Consider the following 14,391-nt stretch of genomic DNA (forward strand, 5'->3'; position numbering starts at 1 on the left):
GACCCTCAATGCCCGCCACCTACGTCGATCTCGAGGCACCACCGCGCCTGACCACCGCCGAGACCCGGATCACCGTCACGCAGCGCGTGCCGCGGTGGATCAGGAAGAAAGAGGTCGACCTCTCCGATGCGCTGGACTTCTGGTCGGCCGCCGGGGCGGCCGCCAACGTCATCATGCAGATGAGCTGGCCCGAGGTCGGGTACGGGGTGGCGGAAAGCCGGGTGGAGTCAGGAAGTTTGGTGCACCACCCGTGGAAGCGGCTACGCACCACCGCCCAATACCTGACCGTGGCGATCCTCGGCACCGACGAGGAGAAGAACGCCTACCGCGAGGCGGTCAACGTCGCGCACCGGCAGGTCCGGTCCACCGACGACAGCCCGGTCAAGTACAACGCCTTCAACCGCGAACTGCAATTGTGGGTCGCGGCCTGTCTTTTCATCTTCTACGAAGACACCCATCAACTGCTCTACGGCACGATGACCGAGGAGCAGGCCGAAGGGTTCTATCAGAGCGCCATGACGATCGGCACCACGTTGCAGGTGCTCGAGGAGATGTGGCCGGCCACCCGCGCGGACTTCGACGCGTACTGGAACACCGCGTGCGAACGCGTCGAGATGAACCCGTTCGTACGGGATTACCTCATGGTTCTGGTGGAGTTGCGGATGATCAACTGGCCGATGCGGAAGATGCTGGCACCGCTGCTGCGGTTCCTGACGATCGGCTTTCTGGCCCCGGTGTTCCGCGACGCGATGGAACTGGAGTGGACCGACACCGATCGGCGCCGCTTCGAACACCTCTTCCTGTTCGTGGCGTTCGTCAACCGGTTCCTGCCGAAGTCCCTGCGCAACGGCAACTATGCGGTGCTGATGAACGATGTCCGCCGACGGATCCGCCGCAAGAAGGCATTGATCTGACACCCGTGGGGACCGATCTCGGCCCGGACACACTGCTGTGGCGCTTCCTCGACGACCGGCGCTACCTGTTCGTCCTGCCGCGGGCGGTGTGTCTGCAACTCCTGCACCCTGCGATCGCCACCGGTATATCCGACCACGCGCTGCTGCGGGAGCGAATCTGGTTGCACAAGAAGCGGACTGTGTCCCAGGCGATCAAGATCGCCTACACCGATGTCGACATGCGGCCCCACATCCGGTTCGCCCACGAGCATGTCAAAGGCCGCGACCCGACCGGCGGCAAGTACCACGCACTGACGCCCGACGTATTCCACTTCACCCACGCCACCTATGTGGAAAGCCTTGTGGTGATGGTGAATACGTTCATCCGGAAGCTGGACGACGACGAACACGAACAGCTATACCAGGAGTGCTGCGCGTGGTACGGGCGCTACGGGATCTCCACCCGCCCGATGCCGGCGAGCTGGCCCGAGTTCTGTACCTATTTCGAGGATGCCTGCCGTACCCAGTTGTCGGCGGGCGAGCATTTCGAGCCGTTCCGCCGTCAGATGTTCGCGCCGACCGACTGGTGGGTGCGGGCCGTGCCGCACCGGGCGATCCGGGCCATGCAGCATCCGCGGGCGGTCGAACTGACGGGCATCGAGGTCAGCGCGCGTGATCGGCGCTCCCTGCGACGGTTCGCGCTGACCAGTCGCGCCTTGTCCTGAGACCCCGCCACCCCCTTCCGCCGAAATCGCATTCCAGCAGGTGGTTACTCGAACAAATCCTGCTGGAATGCCATTTCGGCGAGAGAAGCGGACAGAATGACCAGGTGCGCAGAACTCGAACGTGGTGCGTGATCGTCGCGGTGGCAGCCCTGGTCGGCCTCACCGGGTGTACGAGCACGATATCCGGCACGGCCTTGACGCAGGCTCCGTCGTCGGAGGAGAACAAGCTCGAGCAGATCATGTTGCCGATCGAGGAACTGAAGGCGATCGTCGGGGCCGACAACCTGAGGTTCACCAGCAAGTCCGCAGAGATGAACGACAACTTCTGGAAGATTCGCGACGAAAAGTGCCTGGGTGCACAGTTTCCCGCCGAAGACCTCGTCTACCTGTTCAGCGACTGGAGGGCGGTACGCACCCAAGTGGCTCAGGATCCTGACTCCGACCATCGCCACTGGGTACAACAGGCCGCCGTGCTCTTCAGGTCGGAGGACGACGCCCGGTTCACGCTCGGTAGTTCCGAGAAGTGGTGGGGAAAATGTGCGGGATCCACGATCCCACTCCGCGAGAAGTCTGGTGACGAGAGCAGTGACCGCCTCTGGCACATCGGTGATCTCGTCGTCGACGGCGACCTGATCACCCAGACCACCACCCGCGACGGCACCGACGGATGGGCATGTCAACGTGCCCAGTCACTGGTGGCCGAGATGTCCGTCGATGCCAAGGTGTGCGGCTACCAGATCCGCGATCAGGCCGCCACGATCGTCACGAAACTGGTCGCCAACGCCCGGCGCTGAACCGACTGGCGCGCGAGTGTGCGCAAACTGCCGGCATTTCGCGGCGTGCCGGGCAGCAGACACGCACGCTCGCGGTGCTCAGGGGGCAGGCGGCTTGGTCGCGGCGTGCAGCGCCACGATGCCGCCGGTCAGGTTGCGCCATTTGACCTGTGACCAGCCGGCCTCGCCGATGCGCCGGGCCAGCTCGGCCTGATCCGGCCAGGCCCGGATCGACTCGGCCAGGTACACGTAGGCATCCGGGTTGCTCGACACCGCGGTGGCCATCCGCGGCAGCGCCTGCATCAGGTACTCCTTGTAGAGCGTCGCGAACGCACCGTTGGTCGGCGTGGAGAACTCGCACACCACCAGCCGGCCGCCGGGCCGGGTCACCCGGGCCATCTCACGCAGGCCGGCCACGTGGTCGACGACGTTGCGCAGCCCGAAGCTGATCGTGACCGCGTCGAACACCCCGTCGGCGAACGGCAGCCGGGTGGCGTCGGCGCCCACCTTGGGCACCGGGCGCGAGGCCCCGGCCGAGAGCATGCCCACCGAGAAGTCCGCGGCCACGCACCACGCGCCCGATGACGCCAGCTCGACCGTCGACACCGCGGTGCCCGCCGCCAGGTCCAGCACCTTGTCGCCGGGCCCGATGCCCAGCGCCGCACGGGTCTGGCGACGCCAGAACCGGTCCTGCCCGAGCGAGAGCACCGTGTTGGTCAGGTCGTAGCGCCGCGCCACGGCATCGAACATCGACGCCACTTCGTGGGGGTTCTTCTCCAGGCTCGCTCGACTCACGGTGACGACGCTACCGGGCGACTCACCTTTCCCCGCGAGCAGACGCTCCGGTACCCCGTAACGCCGTTATCCGGGTACCTGCGCGCCTGCTCGCGGGAAGGGGCTCGCGGGAAGAGCGGGAGGACAAGGTGCGGCCGGTTTCGCGGAGTGCGTACGCGGGAACGCTATGGAAATGCCGGAGAGCGTCACACAGAAGTTGATCGGTTCGCATCTGGTGTCCGGGTCGATGACGCCCGGGGACGAGATCGCGATCCGGATCGACCAGACCCTGACCCAGGACGCGACGGGCACGCTGGTGATGCAGGAACTCGAGGCCCTCGGGCTCGACCGGGCCCGCACCGAGGTCAGCGTGCAGTACGTCGATCACAACCTGCTGCAGACCGACGAGAAGAACGCCGAGGACCACGAGTACCTGCGGACCGCGGCGCAGCGTTTCGGGCTGTGGTTCTCCAAACCCGGCAACGGCGTCTCACACCCGACCCACATGCAACGCTTCGGCATACCCGGTAAGACGATGGTGGGCTCGGACTCCCACACTCCGGCGGCCGGATCGCTGGGGATGCTGGCGATCGGCGTCGGTGGGCTCGAGGTGGCGTTGGCCATCGCCGGCGAGCCGCTGCACCTACGCGCACCCGAAGTGTGGGGCATCCGACTGGAAGGCGAACTCCCGCAATGGTGTTCAGCCAAGGACGTCATCCTCGAGATGCTGCGGCGCCACGACGTCAAGGGCGGTGTCAACCGCATCCTGGAGTATCACGGACCCGGCCTGGCGGGCCTGTCGGCCATGGACCGGCACGTCATCGCGAACATGGGAGCCGAACTCGGGGCCACCACCACCGTCTTCCCGAGCGACGACGCAGTACGTGACTTTCTCATCGCCGAGGATCGCGGTGACGACTGGACCGAACTCGTCGCCGACGAGGGAGCGCAGTACGACATCGACGAGGTCGTCGACCTGTCGGCGCTCGAACCGCTGATCGCCAAACCGTCATCGCCGGGCAACGTCGTCCCGGTCTCGGAGGTGGCCGGTGAGCCCGTCGCGCAAGTCGTCATCGGGTCCAGCGCCAACCCCGGACTGCGTGACTTCGCGATCGCAGCGGCCATGGTGCGCGGCCACCAGACCTCGCCCGACGTCAGCTTCGACGTCAATCCCACCTCCCGCGAGATCCTCACCGACCTGACCAGGATGGGCGCCACGACGGAACTCGTCATCAACGGCGCGCGCATCCACCAGGCCGGCTGTATGGGCTGCATCGGCATGGGCCAGGCCCCGGCCACCGGCCGCAACTCACTGCGGACCATGCCCCGCAACTTCCCCGGCCGGTCCGGCACCAAGGAGGATTCGGTGTGGCTGTGCTCGCCGGAAACCGCTGCGGCATCGGCGATCACAGGTGTCATCACCGATCCGCGGCAATGGGCCGCCGACAACGGCATCGAGTATCCGGAACTGGATCTGCCCACCCACTTCAGCGTCAACACCGCCATGCTGGTCGCCCCGTGCCCGCCCGAGCAGGCGATGACCGTCGAGGTCATCAAGGGCCCCAACATCTCCAGCCTTCCCGAGCTGACCCCGCTGCCCGATGACGTGACAGCCCCGGTTCTTCTCAAGGTCGGCGACAACATCTCCACCGACGAGATCTCACCGGCGGGTGCGCGGGCCCTGCCGTTCCGGTCCAACATCCCCAAGCTGGCCATGTTCAGCTTCACCCAGATCGACGAGAGCTATCCGGAACGGGCGCAGTCCGCCGAGAACGGCCACATCATCGTCGGCGGGGAGAACTACGGCCAGGGTTCGTCACGCGAACACGCGGCGATCGCACCCCGCTACCTCGGGCTGCACGCCGTGATCGCCAAGTCCTTCGCGCGCATCCACTGGCAGAACCTCGCCAATTTCGGTGTGCTGGCACTGGAGTTCGATGATGCCGCCGACTACGACGGCGTCGCGCAGGACGACGTGCTCTCCCTCACCAACCTGCGCCAGGCGTTGGCCGACGGTGATCCCATCACCGTCCGCAACACGACGCAGGAAACAAGTTTCGAAGTGCGCCATCACCTTTCACCGCGCCAGATCCAGCACGTGCTGGCCGGCGGGCTCATCCCGTGGCTGGCGGCACAGGGCTAGCTTCACCCAAGTTCACCCGCCCGTTCCACCGGCGAGCAGACGTTGAGGTACCCGCCACGCCCGGGAAATGGGCACTTCCGCGTCTGCTCGCGGGGAAGAGGGGAGCTGCACGGCCTCGTAGTGGGCGATCAACTCGTCGCAGATGGCCGGCCAGGTGCGGCCGAGCACACTGCGCCGGGCCGCCACCGAATAGCGCGGTCGCTCGGCGATCAGATGTTCGACGGCCGCGGGCAGCGCCGAGCAGAATTCGTCCACCGGAAGCAGCAAGCCGGTGCGGTACGGCGCCACCAGGTCCCGGGGCCCACCGGCGTCGGGAGCGATCACCGGCAGACCGGACGCCATCGCCTCCTGCACCGCCTGGCAGAACGTCTCGTGCTCACCGGGATGCACGAACACGTCCATGCTCGCGTAGGCAGCGGCCAGTTCCGTGCCGTGCAGTTCTCCGGTGAAAACCGCGGAGGGCAAGACGGTTTCGAGCTTGGCCCGGTCCACCCCGTCACCGACCACCACGAGCTGCAGGTCGTCGCGCTCGGCCAGCGCGGCAAGCCGTTCCACGTGCTTCTCCGGCGCCAACCGTCCGACGAAACCGACGATCGGCCTACCGTCGGGCGACCATGACGCGCGCAACCTCTGATCGCGGGCCGACGGGGCGAACCCGGCGATGTCGACCCCGCGTCCCCACTTGAACACGCGGGGAATGTGTTGGGCCTCCAGGTTTTCCATTGCCGAGGTGGATGGGGCCAGGGTGCGGTCGGCCTTGCCGTGCAGGCGCCGGGTCCAGGCCCACGCCGCCCGGGACAGGACGCCGACGCCGTAGCTCTCGGTGAAACCGGCGACATCGGTCTGGAACACCGCCACCGTCGGCACCCCCAGGTGGCGGGCGGCGTGCACGCCACCCCAGCCGAGCAGGGCAGGTGAGGCGAGGTGCACGACGTCGGGGTCGAAGCCCCGCAGCACATTCACCATCCGGGGCCGCGGCACACCCAACGGCAGCGAGGTGACCTTGGGAAACATTCGCGACGGCGCCCGGTGCACGCGCACACCGTCATGCACACGTTCGGCCGGCCGCTGACCGCGCGGGGTGTCCGGCGCGATGACGAGTACCTCGTGGCCGGTACGGCGGAGGTGCTCGATCACCCGAAGCACCGAGTTGGTGACGCCGTTGACATTCGGGAGGAAGGACTCGGCAACGATCGCAACGCGCACACCAGAATGCTCCCAGCGGCACCTGTCGCCCAGGTAGCGCCCGGGGATACGACACGCTAAAACCTGATGCCCGGGGCTAGTGTTGCGACATGCGATTGTCGCGCGTTGCTGCAGCAATGCTGGCCGTGCTGGCCTTGGGAGTTGCCGGATCCACCACCGGTTGCACCCGGTTGGTCGACGGCACCGCGCAGGCCAACGGCAGCAAGCCCGGCAGCGAGATCAGCCACGACGGCTGGGGTGTCCAGATCGGCTTTCCGGATGCGCCGGCCCGGATCGAGCTGTTCACCGAACCGCAGTGCCCGGCGTGTGCGCATCTGCAACACGAGTTCGGCGACGCCATCGCGTCCGCGGTCGGCCAGGGCCGGCTGGCCGTGACCTATCGGCCGCTGACCTTTCTCGATCAGGGGATCACCGAGTACTCGGCCAACGTGGCCAACGCGATGTTCCTGGCCGCCGGCCCGAACACCACGGGGACGGCGTTCCAGGCATTCGTGCAGGATCTCTGGGGCAATCAGCAGAGCGAGGGCTCACCGGGCCCGTCCGACGACGCCCTTGCCGCCATGGCCGCCGAGAGCGGGGTCGGCGCCGAGGAAACCGACAAGATCGCCGCCGGTGCGCAGGCCGTCGACTCCGAACAGCTCAACGAGGCCAACGCCGACCTGCTCGGCGAAACCCAGTACGAGGTGTCCACCCCGGCGGTCTACGACCTCGTCGGCGAGGAGGTCGTGGACACCAGCGACCCGGACTGGCTGGCCAAACTGCTTGCTACACCGAGGAGTTGACGGTTGAGCTGAGCCGCCGCTGCAGGAAGGCCAGCAGTGCCAGCGCCGCGGCCGCCACCAGCCAGCCCACCACCGCGATCGATCCGGCGGGGATGATCGCCAGTGACGCGTTGCGGTCACGCACCCGGACCAGGTCCGGATTGTTCTTGTCGTACTCGACGTAGATCCGCATCCCGGCGTCGAGCTCGGAGGGATACAGCACCCCGAGTTCGGGCCGGTAGGTCACCCGGTCCGGCGTGACGAACTCGATGGTCGAGCGCCGCGGCCCGGCGCTGAGCACCTCGGCCGCCGCCACACCCATGTTCTGCTCGATCTGCCGGTCGTTGCGCCACGCGCCCATCACCAACAGCCCCGACTGCAGCGTGACCAGGCAGGCGGCGATCACCACGCCGATCCGCACCCGCCGGATGATCCGCTGCGAGCGCGTCTCCCCCGGTTCTCCGTACAGGTGCGGGATCAATGTCTGCGCCAGTGCCCGGAATCGCGCCGCGATCTGCGCGGGCCTCACAGGGCAGCCTTGATCGACGCGTGCAGGGCACGCAGCGATGAACGGTCGGCCTTCACCTCCAGCACCCGCATGCCGTCGAAGGGTTCGGCCAGCGCCGCGGCGAGCGCGCCGGCCTCTACCTGCCCGCACTCGACGTGATAGGCCCGGCACAACGCCGCGATGTCCACATCGTGCGGGGTACCGAACACCCGGGAGGACACGTCGGAGAACCGCGGATCACCCTGTTCGAGCAGCTCGAAGATGCCGCCACCGTTGTCGTTGGACACCACGATCGTCAGGTTCTGCGGAGCCGGTTCGGTGGGCCCGATCAGCAGACCCGAGCTGTCGTGCACGAAGGTCAGATCCCCGATCAGCGCGATGGTCCGACGCGGCCCGTTCCCGTCGCCCGCCCGGTCGTGCGCCAGCGCCGCGCCGATCGCGGTCGACACGGTGCCGTCGATACCGGCCACACCCCGGTTGGAACGCACCGTGACGCCTTCGGCGTTCAGCCCGACCAGGGCCGCGTCGCGCACCGGGTTGGATGCCCCGAGCACCAGTTGATCCCCCGGGCGCAGCGCATCGGCCACCACCGCGGCCACGTGCAGGCCGGTGGTCAGCGGGTGCGTCGCGAGTTGTTGACGCACCGCCGCCACGGCGTGCCGGTTGACCTCGGCGCAGCGGTGCAGCCAGGCCGGGTCCGGGGTGCCTGCGGTCACGGCCCGGGTGCCGGTGGCCATCGAGTTGCCGGAGACATCGGGCCAGCGCGGACCCGTCGTCAGCGCGTAGACCGGGACCGCCGGATCGGCCAGCAGCGCCGAGACCGGCCGGTGCAGGGTGGGCCGGCCCAGCATGATGACCTGCTTGGGGTGCACGAGGCGCAGCGCCAGCGGGTGCAGCGGGTTCTGCGGCCGGGGGGCGGTCGGCTCGGCCACCGTCGGCAGTCCGGCCAGGTCGGGATGCACGCCGGCGCCGTGCCCGGCGATCACCACCGTGTCCGGGGTGAGGTCGATGTCCAGCGGCTGGTCGAAGCTCACCGGCGGGGTGTAGGTCCAGGGTTTGCTGTCCGGGCGCCCCGCCGGGAACGATGTGTCCCCGTGCGCGTTGTCGGGGACCAGCGGTTCGCGCAGCGGGATGTCGAACTGCACCGGGCCGGCGTTGGCGGTGCGGGATCCGGTGGCCGCCGCCAGCACCCGGCAGGTCGCCGAACGCCACTGGGCGTTGAGCGAATCGAGTTGTTCCGGACGGTCTTCGGCCAGGCCGAGACTCACATTGGCCCGCACCTGGTTACCGAAATAACCCAACTGCTCGAAGGTCTGGTTGGCACCGGTGCCCAACATCTCATAGGGCCGGTTGGCACTCAGCACGATCAGCGGCACCCGGGCGTAATTGGCCTCGACGACCGCGGGCCCCAGATTGGCGACCGCGGTGCCCGAGGTCATCGCGATGCAGACCGGGGACCGTTCGTTGGTGCCTCCCCCGACCGCCAGCCCGATCGCCAGGTAACCGGCCGTGCGCTCATCGATGCGGACGTGCAGCCGGATCCGGCCGGCGCGGTCGGCATCGGACAGCGCGAACGCCAGCGGGGCGTTACGCGAGCCCGGGCACAGCACGACGTCGCGGACACCGCCGCGGATGAGTTCGTCGACGACTACGCGCGCCTGTGCCGTCGATGGGTTCACCAGTCCACCTTATTCGTCAGTACTGGCCGGTCTGCCCGGTCTGCCCGGCCAGGAACTCGAGCAGTGTGGCGTTGACGACGTCGGGTTGCTCGATGAAGCCGAGGTGACCTGTGTCGGGGATCTCGACGTAGCGGGCCGTGGGAATCGCATCGGCCACCTCACGGCCCAGGTGCGGGGGCAGTACCACGTCATCGGCGAAACCGATGACCAGCACCGGAGTCGTGATGGCCTGGTACGCCGGCAGCCGGTTGCCCACCGGGGAGGCGTCGGACTGGGCGACCAGACCCGGGGTCTGCTTGGTGGGCCACATGGTGAACATCTCGCTCCAGTCGCGCACCAACACATCGTTGTTGAGCGTCTTGGGCGAGAAACTCTCCATCATCCGGAGCTTGGCGTCGAACGTCGGCGGCAACTGCACACCCGAGGCCGCAAGGTCACGCTCGGCGATGCGGAAGAACTCGCGCGCCCGGTCGTGGCGGCCGCGGGTGGCCATCAACACCGCCGATCGCACCAGGTCCGGACGGGCCAACATCAGCTCCTGCGCGATGAACGAACCCATCGACACACCCACGATGTGCGCCGGAGCGGCCCCGAGCTTCTCGATCAGCTCGGCGGTATCGGCCACCATCTGCTCGGTGCCGAACCCCTGGGCGTTCTCCGTCGCGCCGACCCCGCGATTGTCGAAGGTGATGACGCGGTAGCCGGCCCGCTGCAGCGCCGGGACCTGGTGCAGGTGCCAGGTGCGGCCGGCGCCTCCGCGACCGGCGATGAACAGCACCGGATCGCCCTTGCCTCGCTCCTCATATGCCAGATTCACCCGGCCGACGCTACTTGATGGCCGTCGACGCGCTGCGCCGCCCGCGCACCTTTCGGATCGCCTGATCCCACGCCAGCAGCACCCCGGCCTTGAGCGGTTCGGGCTTGATCATGTCCCGGCCCAGCAGCGCGGTGGCGCCGGCCTTGGTGACCGCGCTGGCCTTCGACAGGTGTCCGGAATCGAACGGCGGCTGCGGGTCGTACTCGATCATCAGCTGGATGGCCTTGGCCTTCGCCTCGCCGCCGATCTGGCCGGCCAGCCACATCGCCAGGTCGATCCCCGCCGACACGCCCGCCGCGGTGATCACCTTGCCGTCGGGGTCGGCGCGCACGATCCGCTGATCCCCCACCGGGGTGGCGCCCATCAGCTTCAACGCGCTGAGCACCGACCAGTGCGACGTGGCAGGTTTCCCGTCGAGCAGGCCCGCCGCGGCCAGCACCACCGAACCCGAGCACACCGACGCCGTCCAGGTCGTGCCCGGGTAGACCTGCCGCAGCCAGTCGAGGACCTTGTCGTCGCGCGCGGCCATGGTGGTGCCGGGTCCGCCGGGTACCAGCACCACATCGGGTGCCGGGGTTTCGTCGAAGCTGTGGGTGGCGCCCACCATCAGTACGCCGGAGTCGGCGGTGACGGGGCCCGGCTCGTGCCAGACGAACCGCACTTCGGTGTCGGGCAGGTTGCGCAGCACCTCGTAGGGTCCGATGAAGTCCAGTGCGGTGAAGCTCGGGTACAGGACGATGGCGATCTGCATGGTTTTTCCTCTCACGCGAACGTTCTTCGATATTGGTCGGGCGAAATACCCAGGCGTCGAACGAAATTGCGCCGCATGGTCTCGGCGGTGCCGAACCCGCAGCGGGCGGCGATGACGATGACGGTGTCGTCGGATTCCTCGAGCTGGCGGCGGGCGGCGTCGGTGCGGATGCGCTCCACGTAGGCACCGGGCGCCTCACCGACCTCGTCGGTGAACACCCGGGTGAAGTGCCGGGGGCTCATCGCCGCGCGCCGGGCGAGCTCGGAAATGCTGTGCATCCCACCGGGTTCGGACTCGATGGATTCCTGCACGACGCGGATCGGGGCGCGTTTGGCCCGCGGCATCCAGACCGGGGCGGCGAACTGGGTCTGACCGCCGGGTCGGCGCAGATAGAGCACCAGGTAGCGCGCCACCGTCTGGGCGACGTCGGTGCCGTAGTCGTCTTCGACCAGCGACAGGGCGAGGTCGATGCCTGCGGTCACCCCGGCCGCCGTCCATACCCGCTCGGAGCTTCGTACGAAGATCGGCTCGGGATCGACTGCCACCTCGGGGAATTCGTCGGCCATTCGACGGGCCGAGGACCAGTGGGTGGTGGCGGCGCAACCGTCGAGCAGCCCGGCCTGGGCGGCCAGGAATGCGCCGGTGCAGACGCTGACGACGCGCCGCGCGTGGTGCGCGGCGATCCTGATCCAGTCGATGACCGCCGGGTTGGCCCGGGCGGCATCGGCACCGATTCCGCCGGGGATGACGATGGTGTCGATCGGAACGTGGGGGTCGGGTAGTGGTGCGGCGACGAACTCCAACCCGGTGAGCGTGGTGACGGGCTGACCGTCCACCGAGGCCACCGTGACGGCATAGCCGTCGCCGGATCTGCCCTGGCCGACCAGGGCCAGCGTGGCGGTGGAGAACACGTCGAAGGGCCCCACCAGGTCCAATGCCTGCACCCCGGCGTAGCCCAGGATCACCACCGATCGCGTCACGTCTTCAGTGTTCGCGACGCCGGCGATGGCGTCTACGCCATGTACCCCACATATCAGGACATCTGCGTCAGAGCTTCTTGATCCCGCGCACCACCCGGTAGAACGACGACAACGTCGCCGCCCCACGCCGCAGACTGCGCTGCATCAGGCCGCCGTTGGTCAGCACCAGGTGACGCACACCGCAGTCCCGCCACTCCGCGACCCGGTCCAGAACCTCGTCAGGCGTACCGACCAGCCCCATGTCCCGCATCAGGTCCGGCGTGATGCCTTTGATGTGCGACAGCGCGGTCTGTTCGTCCCAGTCCTGGGGCAGGATGTCCTGCCCGCCGGAGAAACCCACCCCGAGCGGATGCTGGGCGCCACGCTGCGCAAAGTACTCATCGGAGGCACTGAGGCAACCCGCCTTCATCACCTCGGATTCCAGGGCATCGTCGACCTCGGCGCGGGTACGCGCCGTCACCACCATCACCAGCAGCGCCGGGGTGATCGCCATGGGATCGCGACCCGCGTCGGAGGCGGCGCCGCGCACGACATCCAACCGGTGCGCATAGTCCTGCGGCGAATGCGGAAATGCCGGAAAGAACCCGTCGCCGTAGCGCCCGGCGATACGCAACATCCTGGGTCCGTGCGCAGCGACCCAGACCGGCGGAAACCTGCCCCGATAAGGCGGCAGATCGAAGATGGCGTTGCGCAGCGGGAAGAACGGTGAATCACGATTGACCAGTTCACCTTTGGAATCCCACAGCGCCTTGATGGTCGCCATCGCCTCTTCGAAACGGGCCACCGGCTTCTCCCAGTCGACCCCGTAGGGTTCGTTGCCCTCACGTTCACCGGGGCCGATACCGAAGATGAAGCGCCCCTTGGTCAGCAGCTGCATCGTTGCCGCGGCCTGCGCGCTGACGGCCGGGTTGCGGCGGCCGGCATCGGTGACACAGATGCCGAGCGGCAGCCGCGCCAGACGATTGCGCGCCGCGATCTTCCCCAGCATCGTCCACGGCTCCATGCAGGCATCGACCGAAGGAACCAGTTTCGCTGCGGCGCAATACTTCTCCTGCCACAACGCCCGCGGGAATATCGCGTTGAGATGATCCGGCACCCAGAAGGAATCCATGCCGGACCCGACGGCGGCCAGATACCCGGCGCGGGTGAAGGAATCTGCCGACGGCCGTCCCGCGGTGATCAGGTCCAGCAGGCCGACCTGCAATCCACCCATCCGGATCAGAGCTTCTTGAGCTTGCTGACGGCCTGGTTGAACTGCAACTGCGACGCCAACCCCTTGCGCAGACTCCGCTGCACCGGACCCACGTTGGCCAACACCAGGTACCGGACACCGTTGTCACGCCACTCAATCGCCTGTTCGACGATCTCGGCCGGTGTCCCGCAGAAGTACATCTCGCGCAGCAACGACCGCGGAATCGCCTTGATGTAGGACAGCGCGGTCTGTTCGTCCCAGTCCTGCGGCAGGATGTCCTGCGCGCCCGAGAAACCTACACCGAGCGGGTGCTGCGCGCCGTGGCGGGCATAGAAATCATCGGGCGCGTTCAACGCACCGGCCTTGACGACCGCGGAATCCAGCGCCTCGTCAAGGTCGTCGGGAGTGCGCCCCGGCACGACCATCATCCAGAGGGCGGGGGTGATGGCCATCGGATCGCGCCCGGCATCGGAGGCCGCCGACCGCACGACGTCGAGACGCCGGGCGTACTCCTGCGGCGCATGGGGGAATGCGGGAAAGAACCCGTCGGCGTATCGGCCGGTGGCCCGCAGCATCCGTGGACCGTGCGCGGCGATCCAGATCTCGGGCCACCGCCCGCGGTACGGGGGCAGGTCGAAGATCGCGTTGCGCAGCGGGAAGTACGGTGAATCACGGTTGACCAGCTCACCTTTGGAATCCCACAACGCCCGAATCGTGGCCATCGCCTCTTCGAACCGGGCCACCGGCTTGTCCCAGTCGACCCCGTAGGGTTCGTTGCCCTCACGCTCCCCGGTGCCGACACCGAGGATGAACCGGCCCTTCGTCAGCAGGTTCATCGTCGCGGCGGCCTGCGCGGTGACGGCGGGGTTGCGCCGGCCCGTATCGGTTACCGACACACCCAGCGTGCGCCGGCCGACCCGATTGCGGGCAGCGAGAACACCCAGCATCGTCCACGGCTCCAGGTACGCATCGGCCGACGGCAGCATCCTGGCGCCGCCGCAGAACTTGGGCTGCCACAACGATCGGGGGAACAGCGCGTTGAGGTGGTCGGGCACCCAGAGCGAGTCCACCCGCCCGGCCACCGCACTCAGGTAATTGGCCCTGGTGAACGTGTCCACGGTGGGACGTGCGGCGATCAGGGGGTCCGTGATGCCGACCCGAAATCGAGTCATTCAACGAGTGTCGGACG

General features: G+C 67.9%; 14 protein-coding genes. 5 read left to right on the plus strand and 9 right to left on the minus strand.

Translation table 11 applies throughout. The features are described from left to right. Positions 1–8: 8 nt before the first annotated feature. From G6N44_RS13145 to G6N44_RS13155, 3 genes are all read left to right on the plus strand, one after another. Positions 9–914: an oxygenase MpaB family protein gene (locus G6N44_RS13145; RefSeq protein WP_163664604.1), complete on the plus strand. Its 906-nt coding sequence runs from the start codon at positions 9–11 to the stop codon at positions 912–914. Positions 915–919: 5 nt separating this feature from the next. Then, on the plus strand, positions 920–1,618 hold the full coding sequence (locus tag G6N44_RS13150; protein WP_163664606.1) for an oxygenase MpaB family protein: 699 nt from the start codon (positions 920–922) through the stop codon (positions 1,616–1,618). 104 nt (positions 1,619–1,722) lie between these two features. Further along, the gene (locus G6N44_RS13155) at positions 1,723–2,412 is read left to right on the plus strand and encodes a sensor domain-containing protein (protein WP_163664608.1); all 690 of its coding nucleotides are present in this window, start codon (positions 1,723–1,725) and stop codon (positions 2,410–2,412) included. Between the two features lie 78 nt (positions 2,413–2,490). On the opposite strand, the gene G6N44_RS13160 is transcribed toward G6N44_RS13155, so the two are convergent. Further along, on the minus strand, positions 2,491–3,186 hold the full coding sequence (locus G6N44_RS13160; protein ID WP_163664610.1) for a demethylmenaquinone methyltransferase: 696 nt from the start codon (positions 3,184–3,186) through the stop codon (positions 2,491–2,493). 172 nt (positions 3,187–3,358) lie between these two features. Here G6N44_RS13160 and G6N44_RS13165 point away from each other — a divergent pair, with 172 nt between their 5' ends. Then, on the plus strand, positions 3,359–5,308 hold the full coding sequence (locus G6N44_RS13165) for an aconitate hydratase (RefSeq protein WP_163664612.1): 1,950 nt from the start codon (positions 3,359–3,361) through the stop codon (positions 5,306–5,308). Between the two features lie 12 nt (positions 5,309–5,320). On the opposite strand, the gene G6N44_RS13170 is transcribed toward G6N44_RS13165, so the two are convergent. Beyond that, a complete protein-coding gene (locus tag G6N44_RS13170) occupies positions 5,321–6,514 on the minus strand; it encodes a glycosyltransferase family 4 protein (protein WP_235683024.1) in 1,194 nt (397 codons plus the stop codon). An 89-nt stretch (positions 6,515–6,603) separates the two neighbouring features. Between G6N44_RS13170 and G6N44_RS13175 the strand changes: the two genes are divergently transcribed. Next, positions 6,604–7,296 carry a DsbA family protein gene (locus G6N44_RS13175; protein ID WP_235683025.1) on the plus strand — a complete coding sequence of 231 codons (693 nt, stop codon included), beginning with the start codon at positions 6,604–6,606 and terminating at the stop codon, positions 7,294–7,296. On the opposite strand, the gene G6N44_RS13180 is transcribed toward G6N44_RS13175, so the two are convergent. The 7 genes from G6N44_RS13180 to G6N44_RS13210 all read right to left on the minus strand — a co-directional run bounded on the left by G6N44_RS13180 (position 7,280) and on the right by G6N44_RS13210 (position 14,374). Beyond that, on the minus strand, positions 7,280–7,804 hold the full coding sequence (locus G6N44_RS13180) for a DUF3592 domain-containing protein (protein ID WP_163664614.1): 525 nt from the start codon (positions 7,802–7,804) through the stop codon (positions 7,280–7,282). The two genes, G6N44_RS13175 and G6N44_RS13180, sit on opposite strands and share 17 nt — an antisense overlap. Next, positions 7,801–9,462 carry a 2-succinyl-5-enolpyruvyl-6-hydroxy-3-cyclohexene-1-carboxylic-acid synthase gene (menD, locus tag G6N44_RS13185; RefSeq protein WP_163664616.1) on the minus strand — a complete coding sequence of 554 codons (1,662 nt, stop codon included), beginning with the start codon at positions 9,460–9,462 and terminating at the stop codon, positions 7,801–7,803. The genes G6N44_RS13180 and menD overlap by 4 nt, the downstream gene beginning before the upstream one ends. Positions 9,463–9,478: 16 nt before the next feature. After that, positions 9,479–10,279, minus strand: coding sequence for an alpha/beta fold hydrolase (locus G6N44_RS13190; RefSeq protein WP_163664618.1), 801 nt, complete (start codon positions 10,277–10,279; stop codon positions 9,479–9,481). Between the two features lie 10 nt (positions 10,280–10,289). After that, positions 10,290–11,030, minus strand: a complete 741-nt coding sequence (locus tag G6N44_RS13195; RefSeq protein ID WP_163669899.1) for a DJ-1/PfpI family protein — start codon at positions 11,028–11,030, stop codon at positions 10,290–10,292. 11 nt (positions 11,031–11,041) lie between these two features. Then, complete coding sequence (locus tag G6N44_RS13200; RefSeq protein WP_179964520.1) at positions 11,042–12,010, minus strand: GlxA family transcriptional regulator; 969 nt, start codon at positions 12,008–12,010, stop codon at positions 11,042–11,044. Between the two features lie 67 nt (positions 12,011–12,077). Further along, a complete protein-coding gene (locus tag G6N44_RS13205; RefSeq protein WP_163664620.1) occupies positions 12,078–13,223 on the minus strand; it encodes an LLM class flavin-dependent oxidoreductase in 1,146 nt (381 codons plus the stop codon). Positions 13,224–13,228: 5 nt separating this feature from the next. Next, a complete protein-coding gene (locus tag G6N44_RS13210) occupies positions 13,229–14,374 on the minus strand; it encodes an LLM class flavin-dependent oxidoreductase (RefSeq protein WP_163664622.1) in 1,146 nt (381 codons plus the stop codon). Between the last annotated feature and the right edge of the window lie 17 nt (positions 14,375–14,391).

The sequence above is a fragment of the Mycolicibacterium alvei genome, from assembly GCF_010727325.1.
Lineage (GTDB): Bacteria > Actinomycetota > Actinomycetes > Mycobacteriales > Mycobacteriaceae > Mycobacterium > Mycobacterium alvei.